Raw genomic sequence first — 12,225 nt, forward strand, 5'->3', positions numbered from 1 at the left:
CCGCCACGCCGCGCGCCCTTCCCGCCACCCCGCACCTGTTGCGCGCCCGCCCGCCCGGCAAGAGGCTCTGGGCATGAGCGAGGAAGCGGCCGACCAGACCGTCGACGTCGTCGTCATCGGTGGAGGCGCGGTGGGCGAGGTGGCCGCGGGCTACACCCACCAGGGCGGCCTGTCGGTCGCGCTGGTGGAGCAGAGCCTCCTGGGCGGGGAGTGCTCGTACTACGCCTGCATGCCGTCGAAGGCGCTGCTGCGCCCGGGGCAGGCCGTCGCCGCGGCCCGGGGGGTGGAGGGGGCGGGCCCCGCCGTCACCGGGCCGCTGGACGCCGCCGGGGTGCTCGCGCGGCGCACCACCTTCACCCATGACTGGGACGACAGCAGCCAGGTGCGGTGGGCCGTCGGGGAGGGGCTGGAGGTGGTCCGGGGCACCGCCCGGCTGGTGGGGGAGCGCGAGGTCGTGGTGGCCGGCGCGGACGGCGAGGAGCGCCGCCTGGGGGCCCGCCACGCCGTCGTCCTGGCCACCGGGTCGATGCCGTCGACGCCGCCCATCCCGGGCCTGGACCGGACCCGGCACTGGACCACCCGTGACGCCACCTCGTCCCACGAGGTGCCGCCGCGGCTCGTGGTGATCGGCGCCGGCGTCGCCGGGTGCGAACTGGCGCTGGCCTACGTCCGGCTCGGCTCTGCGGTCACCGTGGTGGCCCGCTCCCAGGTCCTGCCGATGTACCCGTTCCGGGCGGGCGGGATGGTCGCGCGCGGGCTGTCCCTGGCCGGGGCGGACGTGCGCACGCAGGTCGAGACCACCTCGATCGAGCGGCCGGAGGGACCCGATGAGCCCGCCGTCATCCGGCTCTCCGACGGCCACACCATGGTCGCCGAAGAGGTGCTCGTCGCCACCGGGCGCCGGCCCCATACCCGCGGGCTCGGGCTCGAGACGGTCGGACTGGAGGTGCCCGACGGCAAGCCCCTCGAGGTGGACGACTCCGGGCGGGTCACGGCGCTCGCGGACGGCTGGCTCTACGCCGTCGGCGACGTCACCGGCCGGGCGCCGCTGACCCACCAGGGCAAGTACGCCGCCCGCGTGGTCGGCGACGCCATCGCGGCGCGGGCCGCGGGGAAGGCGGCCGAGCCGCGGCCCTGGTCGGCCTACGCCGCCACCGCCGACCACGCCGCGGTCCCGCAGGTGGTCTTCACCGACCCCGAGCTGGCCCAGGTGGGGCTCACCGAGCAGCAGGCGCGGGAGCGCGGCCACCGGGTGCGGACGGCGGAGGTCGACCTCTACGAGGTCGCCGGCGCCTCGATCCTCGCCGACCACTACACGGGGTGGGCGCAGCTGGTCATCGACGACGAGCGCGACGTCGTCCTCGGCGCGATCTTCGTGGGCCAGGACGTCGCGGAGCTGCTCCACGCCGCGACCATCGCCGTCGTGGGGGAGGTGCCGCTGGACCGGCTCTGGCACGCCGTGCCGGCCTACCCGACGCTGAGCGAGGCGTGGCTGAAGCTGCTCGAGGCGGACCGGGCGCGCACCGCGTAAGCCTGCTCACACCCTGGCGCCGGCCCGGTCGAGGCGCCGTGACGGCCACTACCCTGCAGGGGTTCCCCTTCCCTGTTCTGGAGCACCCCCATGCCTGACGCCCCCCGGCCCGAACCGGCGCCCGAGACCCCCGAGCCGCGCACCTCTGCCCGCCGGCTCGCCGTCGTGGGGAGCAGCGGGGGCAACCTGTACAGCCACGGCGGGGACGACCCGGTGCGCATGGTCGAGGAGATCCGGCGCCAGGCCCGCGCGGGCGGTTTCGAGGTGGTGGTGCTCCAGCTCGTCGCCGCGCGCGGGTCCATGGACGGCGCCGGGGACGACACCCCGGCCGAGCTGCTCGAGCTGCGCGACGGCGCGGTGACGGTCACCGCGCGCGGCACGCTGACCGAGGTCAACGCGGCCGCCGCCGTCGTGGACGCCGCGCTGGCGGAGGCGGTGGGTCGCGGCGAGGTGGACGCCCTCGTGCTCGTCAGCGCCGACCCCTCCAGCGTCAACGCCGCCGCGGTCCACGCCGCCGTCGGGGCGCACCTGCCGGCGGCCGGCACCGGCGGGTCGTCGATCGCGGCCGCGCAGGCGCTCGGGCTGCGGCTGGTCGCGGCGTCGGGCACGACCGGGTCGACGAGCACCACCCGGGCCGTCTCCTACATCGCCGGCCTCGCCCGGCACTTCGGCCACCGCTACCGCCCGGCCCTCGGCTCCCCGGAGACCCCGGCCGCGTCCGGCTCGCCGTGGCGGCGCATCTCCGTGCGCGGGATCATGGTCGGCTCGCTGCCGGCGTTCATCGCCCTCGCGCTCGTGCTGGCCGTCTCGAAGATCCCCGGCCTCGGCGCCCTCACGCCCGTCTTCGACGCCCTCATCGCCGGGCTGCCCGTCGTCGTCGCCGCGGTCGCGGCCCGCCGGGTCTCCGGGCTGGGGGAGGTGGGCCTGGTGGCCGGCGTGGTCGCCGGCGTGCTGTCCACCGACGGCGGCATCATCGGCGGCCTGGTCGGCGGCGTCCTCGCCGGCGCCGGGGTGTCCTACCTGCTGCGCTGGACGCTGGCGCGCCGGTTCCCGGTGACGACGGCGAACATCGTCGCCGGCGGGCTGTCCGGCCTGGTCTCCGGGCTGCTGGTGTTCCTCGCGCTCGCCCCGGTCACGGCCGCGCTGGGGGAGGGCGTCAAGGACGCCATCGGCTTCCTCGTCGACCTCAACCCGCTGCTCGCCGGCGCCGTCGCCGGCCTGGTCATCTGGCCGGCGATCATGGGCGGGGTCTACCACGCCGCGATCCTGCCGTTGGTGCTGCTGGAGATGGGCGAGAAGGGGCACAGCTTCTTCGGCGCCGTGGACATGGTCAGCCTCGTCATGGTGTCCCTGGGCATCACCCTGGCCAACGCCGTGCGGCCGCGCAGCTCCGGCGAGCGGGCACTGGCGGCGTCCGGCGCCGCCGTGAACTTCGGCTTCGGCACCTTCGTGGAGGCCTCGTACCCGTTCATGTTCGCCGACCGCAAGGTGCTCGCCGTCGCGCTGGGCTCGGCCACGCTCGGAGGGCTCGTCGTCGGGGCGACCGGCGCCGAGGCGACGGCGTACCTGCCCGCGGTGGTCGCGCCGTTCGTCGCCACGAACACCGTGGGCATGGTGCTGTCGATGCTCGTCGGCGCCGTCGTGCCCTTCGTCGCGGTGCTGGTGCTCAACCTCCGCCACAACCGGCGGGCGAGCGCGGAGGCCATGGTCGTTCCCGCCGCGCCGGCTCCCGCTCGCGAACGGGCCTAGGCAGCCCCTGCCGAGCGACTGTGTGCCGAGAGAGTGCGGGCAGGCTCCGCGTGGCCATGCCCTGCACTCGTGTCGGCGCTCGGTTCAGGCCCGCACGTGTCCGTCCGTCACATCCGCGGCGGCGTCGTCGGTCTTTGCGTGGGCGGGGAGGGCAACCGCTCGAGGCTCACGCCTGCCGCGGGGCGTACATGATCACCGCGACGCCGGCGAGGCAGACGAGGGCGCCGACGACGTCCCAGCGGTCCGGGCGGAAGCCGTCGACGACCATGCCCCAGGCGAGGGAGCCGGCGACGAACACGCCGCCGTAGGCCGCGAGGATCCGGCCGAAGCTGGCTTCGGGCTGGAAGGTGGCGACGAACCCGTAGAGGCCGAGGGCGATGGCGCCGGCGCCGACCCAGACCCAGCCCTTGTGCTCGCGCACGCCTTGCCAGACGAGCCAGGCGCCGCCGATCTCGAGGAGGGCGGCGATGGCGAAGAGCACGATGGAACGAAGCGGCATGGTCGTCTCCTTGGTGGGGCAGGGCGACGCTATCGAGAGCCGGCCCGTCAGGCGTCCTCCGGTTGCGGCCGGTCGCCACTCGTCGGCTGCGGCTCTGATCGCGGACGCGAGCTGATCAGCGGTGGGGAGCCGGCGAAGCCCAGGGCGACGGCCTGCTCAGAGGTTGTCACCTCGACCAGCTGGGGGACCACGTCACGTCCGAGCCGGGCGAGGACCTCGGTGAGGCGTTCGTGAGCGACCTGCCAGCTCGGGCATCCGTCGACGCAGAGCAGGTCGACCTTCACGACTCGGCCCTCGTCGTTGCCAGCGGCCGGTTCGGCGCCGGAAAGAGTGCGCCGGAAAGAGTCAGAGCAGCTCGTCGACGAGGTCGACGTACTGCAGCAGGTGGCGGTCGCTGAGGAACTCGCGGCGGACCCGGTCGTGGGCGGCCTCCCCGAGCCGCTCGGCGAACGCCGGCTCGGCGAGCAGCCGCGCCACGCAGGTGATCACCCCGTGCAGGTCGGTCGGGTCGGGCACGAGCAGCCCGTTCGTGCCGTCGGTGATCTGGTCCTGGATCCCGCCCACCGCCGTGGCGACCACCGGCCGGCCCTTCCACAGCGCCTCGGTCACCGTGAGCCCGAAGCCCTCGGCGAGGCTCTTCTGCACGACGACGGCGGCGTGGCGCTGCAGGGCGTTGACGAGCAGCGCGTTGTGGTCCCGGTCGGCGGTGGGCAGGCACGCCACGTGCGCGCGTCCCCGTACCTCTGGCTCGAGGCCCTGCCAGATCTCCAGGCACCCGTCGAGCACCTCCGCCGCGGCGCTGTCGTGCGGGGCGACGGCGGCTCCGGCCAGCAGCAGGTGGACGTCCTCGGGCAGCTCCTCGAACCCCTCGGCGAAGGCGATGAGCAGCCCGCTCATGTCCTTGAGCCGGTCCCACCGCGAGACCTGCAGCACGGTGCGGGCGCCGGCCGGGACGGAGCCGCCCGCGCGCATCGCGCCGTCGGCGGGCTCCGCGGGCCGGTCCGCGCCGTCGCCGGCGGTGCCCGGTGCGGACGCGCCGCCCGCGAGACCGGCGTCGGTGAGCAGCCGCGCCACCTCGGCGGGCTCGAGCCGGCGGTTCTTCGGCGAGAGCGGGTCCACCGACGGGGCGATGACCCGCACGGCCTCCGCCTCGAGGAAGCCGGGACGGTAGGTGGGCCGGGAGAGGACCACCCGGTCCGCCTGCGCGACCGCCGGCTCGAGAAACGCCCAGGCCCGGTCGAGGATGCCGTCGGGGGCGTCGGTGCCGACGTGGCAGCGCCACACCACCCGGGCGCCGCGCCGGTGCAGCCCCGGCGCCAGCCCGGCGGTGGCCGGGTCGTGCAGGAGGACGACGTCGCCGGACGCGACCGACTCGCGGACCTCCTCGAGGTTGGCGCCGAGGACCCGGTCGTAGTGGGCCATCTCCTCGGGGCCGAGCTCGCCGCCGTCCCCGGGGTCGGCGTGCATCACCGCGTGCAGCCGGGCGGCGATCCGGAAGAACTCGGCGTCGCCGTCGAGCACCAGCCAGCGCGCGTCCACCCCGCCGTCGCGGGCGTAGGGCAGCATCGTGCGGAGCAGCTCGCCCACCCCGCCGCCCTCGGCGGCGCTGACGTTCCACACCGTGCGCCCGGCGAGCAGCCGGCGGGCGCGCTCCGCCCCGGCGGTGAGCCGCCGGGCGGCGACCTCGTCGAGCTCGGCGGCGAGCGCCGCCAGCGGCGCCGCCGAGACCTCCACGGTCCTCATGGCACCCGATCCAACCCCCGAAGTCCCGATCGCGCGAAAGATTCGGAGGGCAGCGCCAGCCACCCCCGGGGCGTCCATGACGCACGTCACCGCTGCGCCGGACGGCCCCGGAGGCCCCGTGCGCGCCCGGGTTACCCTGGCGCCAGCACGGGCCCCGACGCACGGAGGAATCATGACCAGCGTGGCCGAGCACCTGCCGGACACCGTCGAGCACGCGGCCGCGACGCCCGACGTCGAGCTGCCCTACCGGGAGCTGGGCCTCAAGCCCGACGAGTACGACCGCATCGTCGAGATCCTGGGCCGGCGCCCCACCGCCGCCGAGCTCGCCATGTACTCGGTGATGTGGTCCGAGCACTGCTCCTACAAGTCCTCCAAGCGGCACCTGCGCCAGTTCGGTGAGAAGACCACCACGGCGATGCGCGAGCACCTGCTGGTGGGCATCGGCGAGAACGCCGGCGTCGTCGACATCGGGCAGGGCTGGGCCGTGACGTTCAAGGTCGAGTCGCACAACCACCCCAGCTACGTCGAGCCCTACCAGGGCGCTGCCACCGGCGTCGGCGGCATCGTCCGCGACATCATCTCCATGGGCGCCCGGCCGGTGGCCGTGATGGACCAGCTGCGCTTCGGTGCCGTCGACCACCCCGACACCGCCCGGGTGGTGCACGGCGTGGTCGCCGGCGTGGCCGGCTACGGCAACTGCCTGGGTCTGCCCAACATCGGCGGCGAGGTCGACTTCGACCCGTCCTACCAGGGCAACCCGCTGGTCAACGCGCTGTGCCTGGGCGTCCTGCGCCACGAGGACATCCACCTGGCCAACGCCTCCGGCGCCGGCAACAAGGTGGTCCTCTTCGGCGCCCGCACCGGCGGCGACGGCATCGGCGGGGCCTCCATCCTCGCGAGCGAGACCTTCGAGGGCGGCATGCCCGCCAAGCGCCCCAGCGTGCAGGTCGGCGACCCCTTCATGGAGAAGGTGCTCATCGAGTGCTGCCTCGAGCTCTACGCCGCCGGCGTGGTCGAGGGCATCCAGGACCTGGGCGCGGCCGGCATCTCCTGCGCCACCTCCGAGCTGGCCTCCAACGGCGACGGCGGCATGCACGTGGACCTCGAGGAGGTGCTGCTGCGCGACCCCACGCTCAGCGCCGGCGAGATCCTCATGAGCGAGTCGCAGGAGCGGATGATGGCCGTCGTCGCGCCGGACCAGCTCGACGAGTTCCTCGCCATCACCGCCAAGTGGGACGTCGAGACCGCCGTCATCGGTGAGGTCACCGGCACCGGCCGGCTGACCATCGACCACCACGGGCACCGCATCGTCGACGTCGACCCCCGGACCGTCGCCCACGAGGGCCCGGTGTACGACCGGCCCTACGCCCGGCCCGCCTGGCAGGACGCCCTCAACGCCGACACCGCAGCCGCCCTGCCGCGCCCCGGCACGGGCGAGGAGCTGCGCGCGCAGGTGCTGGCGCTGGTGGCCTCCCCGAACCTGGCCTCCAAGGCCTGGGTGACCGACCAGTACGACCGGTACGTGCAGGGCAACACCGCCCTCGCCCAGCCCGACGACGCCGGCGTGGTGCGCGTGGACGAGACCACGAACCTCGGCGTGGCCCTGGCCACCGACGCCAACGGCCGCTTCACCAAGCTCGACCCCTACGCCGGCGCCCAGCAGGCCCTGGCGGAGGCCTACCGCAACGTCGCCACCGTCGGGGCGCGCCCGCTGGCGGTCACCGACTGCCTCAACTTCGGCTCCCCCGAGGACCCGGACGCCATGTGGCAGCTGGTCCAGGCGATCACCGGCCTGGCCGACGCCTGCCAGGAGCTGGGCGTGCCGGTCACCGGCGGCAACGTCTCCCTCTACAACAGCACCGGCGAGCCCGGCCGCATCGACTCCTCGATCAACCCCACCCCGGTGGTGGGCGTGCTCGGGGTGCTCGACGACGTGCGCCGCGCCACGCCGTCGGGCTGGACGACGGCCGGCGACGGCGTGCTCCTGCTCGGCGCCACGGCCGCCGACCTGGACGGCTCGGCCTGGGCCGGCGTCGTCCACGACCACCTGGGCGGCCGGCCGCCGCGGGTGGACCTGGGCGCCGAGCGGGCCCTGGCCGAGGTGCTCGTCGCCGCCGGCACCGGCGGGCTCGTCTCCGCCGCCCACGACCTGTCCACCGGCGGCCTGGCTCAGGCCCTCGCCGACGCCGTGCTGCGGTACGGGGTGGGCGCCACCGTGGACCTGGCCGACGTCGCCGGCCGCGACGGCGTGGACCTTGCCACCCTGCTGTTCGCGGAGACCGGCGCGCGGGCCGTCGTCGCCGTGGCGCCCGAGCGTGAGGCCCAGATGCTGGACCTGTGCACCGCGCGCGGCGTCCCGGTCGCCAGGATCGGCGCGACGGGCGGCGACGCGCTGACCGTCGCCGGGGCGTTCACCTTGCCCCTCACCGCCCTGGCGGAGGCCTCGGCAGCGACCCTGCCTCGGTACTTCGGTTGACCTTCGCGGGCGAGACGTCGCGTCGGGCGCGAGACGTCACGTCCGGCGTCATGTGTCGCCTTCGTCACGGAACGCCCGTCCGGCCTCGCGCACGGCGCCCCGAAATGGCGTCGTCGCGCCGATGGTGCGGCGCCGCGGCGAGCCGCCGGCCTCGGCGGCGTGACGCCGCCGCCGCTTGCCGCCCGTAACATCTTCATCCGACCCCACACCTAGGAAGGCCCCACCGTGCTCGACGATCTCCAGGACGTCTACGACAAGGTGCTGCGCCGCAACCCCGGCGAGCCAGAGTTCCACCAGGCTGTCCGCGAGGTGCTGGAGACGCTTGGACCGGTCGTGCGCAAGCACCCGGAGTACCGCGAGCTATCCGTGCTCCAGCGCATCTGCGAGCCGGACCGGCAGATCATGTTCCGGGTGCCGTGGGTCGACGACCAGGGCGTCGTGCAGGTCAACCGCGGGTTCCGCGTGCAGTTCAGCTCGGCGCTCGGCCCGTACAAGGGCGGCCTGCGGTTCCACCCCAGCGTCAACCTGGGCATCATCAAGTTCCTCGGCTTCGAGCAGATCTTCAAGAACGCCCTCACCGGTCTGGACATCGGCGGCGGCAAGGGCGGCTCGGACTTCGACCCGCACGGGCGCAGCGACGGCGAGATCATGCGGTTCTGCCAGTCGTTCATGTCCGAGCTGTTCCGGCACATCGGTGCGACCACGGACGTGCCGGCCGGGGACATCGGCGTCGGCGGCCGGGAGATCGGCTACCTCTTCGGCCAGTACAAGCGGCTGACCAACCGCTACGAGAGCGGGGTGCTGACCGGCAAGGGCATCGGCTGGGGCGGCTCGCTCGCCCGCACCGAGGCCACCGGCTACGGCGCGGTGATCTTCGCCGACCGCATGCTCGCCAGCCGCGGCCAGGCCATGGAGGGCCAGCGCGTGGTCGTCTCCGGCTCGGGCAACGTGGCGATCTACGCGATCGCCAAGGCCCAGGAGCTCGGCGCGCAGGTGCTGACCTTCTCGGACTCCTCCGGCTACGTCGTCGACGAGGCCGGGGTGGACCTCGAGCTGCTCCAGCAGGTCAAGGAGGTCGAGCGCGGCCGCGTCTCCGACTACGTGGAGCGCCGGCCCGGCGCCCGGCTCGTCCAGGGCGGCCGGGTGTGGGACGTGCCGTGCACCGTCGCGCTGCCCTGCGCCACCCAGAACGAGCTCGACCACCACGCGGCCGAGGTGCTCATCAAGAACGGCGTGGTCGCCGTCGCCGAGGGCGCCAACATGCCCTCCACCCCCGACGCCGTGGAGGCCTTCCAGCGCGCCGGGGTGCTCTTCGGCCCGGGCAAGGCGGCCAACGCCGGCGGCGTCGCGACGTCCGCCCTGGAGATGGCGCAGAACTCCGCCCGCGACCCGTGGAGCTTCGCCAAGGTCGCCTCCAAGCTCGAGCTCATCATGGAGCGCATCCACGACGAGTGCGCCTGCACCGCCGAGGAGTACGACGAGCCGGGCAACTACGTGCTCGGCGCCAACATCGCCGGGTTCACCAAGGTGGCCGACGCCGTCATCGCCCACGGCATCCTCTGACGCCGGTCCGCGCGTCCCCGCGCGGCACCCGTCGCGGGCCCGGCAGCGCTGCTGCCGGGCCCGCGGCCGTGCGTAGGCTGGCGGCCATGCTGTTCGCCTTCTCCGTCGCCCCCACCGTCTCCGACACCCCCGACGGCTCGGTCAGCGCCGCCGTCGCCGAGGCGGTGCGCATCGTGCGCGAGTCCGGGCTGCCCAACGAGACCACCGCGATGTTCACCACCGTCGAGGGCGAGTGGGACGAGTGCCTGGCCGTGATCAACCGCGCCACCGAGGCCGTCGCCGCCGTCAGCCCCCGCGTCAGCCTCGTCATCAAGGCCGACATCCGCCCCGGCCACACCGGCCAGCTCACCGAGAAGGTCCGCCGCGTCGAGGAGCACCTGCGCGGCTGACGCTCACGGGGCCGGCCGGGTTCGAGGAGCTGTCGGCCGGCGCGACAAGCCCGACCTCCTGCTGCGCGAGGCGCTCTGCCGGCGCGACCGCGACGAGCGCCGGCATGCGCCTGGCCGACCTTGGCCAGGCGCTCACCGACATGGCGAAAGGACGAGGAATGAACGCGACCCCCGAGACGAGCGCCCAGCCGGAGGCGGCCACCAGCGTGGTCATCGAGCAGTCCTACCCGCACGCGCCCGCGGTGGTCTGGCAGGCCCTGACCACCCCGGAGCTCATGGCGCGCTGGCTCATGACGTCGCAGGGGTTCGCCCCCGAGGTGGGGCGTCGCTTCACCATGCAGGGACGTCCCATGGAGGCCGCCCGGTTCTCCGGCGTCGTCGCCTCCACGGTGCTGGAGGTCACGGCGCCGCACCGGCTGAGCCTGAGCTGGGACGACGCCCATGCCGACCGGCCCACCGGATGGGTGGTCACCTGGGAGCTGCGGGCCGAGGGGGACGGCACCCGGCTGCTCCTCACCCACAGCGGCTTCGACCCCGACGACGCCACCCAGCAGGTGGCCCGTCGCATCATGTCCGGCGGCTGGGCGCACATCCTGGGTGCGCTCGGCCGGGTGCTGGGCGGCTGACCCGCCCCGCCCCGCGACAGGCACGGGGCCCGCTCAGGCCGCCGGTGGCACCCCCGCCCGCCGGTGCCGGGCGCGCCGGACGGCGTCGGCGAGCGCGAGCACGAGCGCGATCGCGAACAGCCCGAGGGTGAAGCGCAGCCCGACGGTCAGCGCCGGCCCGTACCCGTGCGCCCGCGCGCCGGGCCCGCCGTCGTCGGCGAGCGCGGCGAAGAACACCGAGCTGACGATGGCGATGCCGACGGCGGCGCCGATGCGTTGCGCCGTCTGCAGCACCCCGCCGGCCGTCCCGCCCATCCGCACCGGCACGTCCTGCAGCGTCAGCGTCTGGTTCGGGGAGATGACGGCACCGTTGCCCAGCCCGGCCAGGGCCAGCCAGGCACCCATGGCCAGCGCGGCGCGGGTCCCGTCGAGGCTGCCGACCACGACGTCGACGGCGACCACGCCGGCGGACATCACCACGATGCCCACCACGATGGTCCACCGCTGGAAGTGCTGCACGAGGCGCCCGCTCACCGCCGCCGAGGCGCCGCTGACGAGCGCGAACGGCGTCTGGACCAGGCCGGCCTGCAGCGGCGTGAGCCCCAGCCCGAGCTGGAGGTAGAGGGTGCCCACCAGGAAGATCCCGGTGAACCCGGCGAAGTAGGCGGTGCCCACGGCGGAGCCGAAGGTGAAGCTGCGGTCCCGGGTCAGCTCGGCGGCGAGGACCGGGCTGCGCCCGGCGCGCTCGGTGCGCCGCTCCCACCACCAGAACACCGCGAGGAGGACGACGGCGACGCCCAGCAGCCACCACGGCGTGCCGCCCGCCCGCCGCCCCGCGAGGGAGATGAACGGCAGCATCACGCACAGCACGCTGGCGGCGACGAGCACCAGGCCGACGACGTCGATGTCGAGCCGGGCGCGCGCCGCCCTCGTGCCCGCGGGGCGGGGCAGGTGGCGCAGCCCGAGCACGATGAGCGCCGCCCCGATGGGCACGTTGACGAGGAAGACCGACCGCCACCCCTCGGCCTCGCCGAAGATCGCCAGCAGCCCGCCACCGAGCAGGGGCCCGGTGGCGGTGGACACCCCGATGGTCGCGCCGAACAGCCCGAAGGCCCGGGCCCGCTCCCGCCCGGTGAACAGCTGCTGGATGAAACCGCTGACCTGGGGGTTGAGGACACCGGCGCTGAGGCCCTGCACGAGCCGGGTGAGCGCGAGCATCTCGGGGGTGACGGCCAGGCCGCAGGCGGCGGAGGCGACGACGAACGCGCCGAGGCCGAACACGAAGACGCTGCGCCGGCCCAGCACGTCGCCGATCCGCCCGGCCGGCACCAGGGTGAGGCCGAAGGCGAGGGTGTAGCCGGCCACGATCCACTGCAGGTCGCTCGCGCTCGCCGCCAGCGAGCGCTCCACCGAGGGCAGGGCCACGTTGACGATCGAGACGTCCAGCAGCGTCACGAACCCGGCGCCGAGGCAGACCGCGAAGGCCCGCCACCGGGCCCGCTCGGCGGCCACGTCGGTGTTCGGCACGCGGCCGCCCTCGCGGCCGGGGAACGAGGTCACCGCACTGGTGTAACAGCCAGCGGGGACGCACGAGAACCGGAGGCAGGGCGCCCGCTGCGGCCGGAGGCCGACGCGACGAGCGGGGCGGAGGCCGACGGCGGGGATCGCCG

General features: G+C 74.8%; 10 protein-coding genes. 6 read left to right on the forward strand and 4 right to left on the reverse strand.

All coding sequences use genetic code 11. The features are described from left to right. The first annotated feature begins 73 nt into the window (after window positions 1-73). Both GD880_RS11415 and GD880_RS11420 read left to right on the forward strand, forming a co-directional pair. Window positions 74-1,531 (forward strand): dihydrolipoyl dehydrogenase family protein, encoded by a 1,458-nt coding sequence (locus GD880_RS11415; protein WP_152231745.1) that lies wholly within the window; start codon window positions 74-76, stop codon window positions 1,529-1,531. Between the two features lie 90 nt (window positions 1,532-1,621). Next, window positions 1,622-3,280: a PTS sugar transporter gene (locus tag GD880_RS11420; protein ID WP_193314461.1), complete on the forward strand. Its 1,659-nt coding sequence runs from the start codon at window positions 1,622-1,624 to the stop codon at window positions 3,278-3,280. A gap of 166 nt (window positions 3,281-3,446) precedes the next feature. Here GD880_RS11420 and GD880_RS11425 read toward each other — a convergent pair whose 3' ends face one another. From GD880_RS11425 to GD880_RS11435, 3 genes are all read right to left on the reverse strand, one after another. Next, window positions 3,447-3,779, reverse strand: coding sequence for a YnfA family protein (locus GD880_RS11425; RefSeq protein ID WP_152231746.1), 333 nt, complete (start codon window positions 3,777-3,779; stop codon window positions 3,447-3,449). 47 nt (window positions 3,780-3,826) lie between these two features. Further along, window positions 3,827-4,063: a hypothetical protein gene (locus GD880_RS11430; protein WP_152231747.1), complete on the reverse strand. Its 237-nt coding sequence runs from the start codon at window positions 4,061-4,063 to the stop codon at window positions 3,827-3,829. Between the two features lie 61 nt (window positions 4,064-4,124). Continuing rightward, complete coding sequence (locus GD880_RS11435) at window positions 4,125-5,522, reverse strand: glycosyltransferase (RefSeq protein ID WP_152231748.1); 1,398 nt, start codon at window positions 5,520-5,522, stop codon at window positions 4,125-4,127. A 172-nt stretch (window positions 5,523-5,694) separates the two neighbouring features. Between GD880_RS11435 and purL the strand changes: the two genes are divergently transcribed. The 4 genes from purL (at window position 5,695) to GD880_RS11455 (ending at window position 10,576) form a co-directional block, all read left to right on the forward strand. Beyond that, window positions 5,695-7,998, forward strand: coding sequence for a phosphoribosylformylglycinamidine synthase subunit PurL (gene purL, locus GD880_RS11440; protein WP_152231749.1), 2,304 nt, complete (start codon window positions 5,695-5,697; stop codon window positions 7,996-7,998). A 225-nt stretch (window positions 7,999-8,223) separates the two neighbouring features. Further along, window positions 8,224-9,561: an NADP-specific glutamate dehydrogenase gene (gene gdhA, locus GD880_RS11445; RefSeq protein ID WP_152231750.1), complete on the forward strand. Its 1,338-nt coding sequence runs from the start codon at window positions 8,224-8,226 to the stop codon at window positions 9,559-9,561. Between the two features lie 86 nt (window positions 9,562-9,647). Continuing rightward, on the forward strand, window positions 9,648-9,950 hold the full coding sequence (locus tag GD880_RS11450) for a thiamine-binding protein (RefSeq protein WP_152231751.1): 303 nt from the start codon (window positions 9,648-9,650) through the stop codon (window positions 9,948-9,950). A gap of 158 nt (window positions 9,951-10,108) precedes the next feature. Next, a complete protein-coding gene (locus GD880_RS11455) occupies window positions 10,109-10,576 on the forward strand; it encodes an SRPBCC family protein (RefSeq protein ID WP_152231752.1) in 468 nt (155 codons plus the stop codon). Between the two features lie 33 nt (window positions 10,577-10,609). Here GD880_RS11455 and GD880_RS11460 read toward each other — a convergent pair whose 3' ends face one another. Continuing rightward, window positions 10,610-12,115 carry an MFS transporter gene (locus GD880_RS11460; protein ID WP_226909588.1) on the reverse strand — a complete coding sequence of 502 codons (1,506 nt, stop codon included), beginning with the start codon at window positions 12,113-12,115 and terminating at the stop codon, window positions 10,610-10,612. Window positions 12,116-12,225: the final 110 nt, after the last annotated feature.

Source organism: Georgenia ruanii (assembly GCF_009193175.1).
GTDB lineage: Bacteria > Actinomycetota > Actinomycetes > Actinomycetales > Actinomycetaceae > Georgenia > Georgenia ruanii.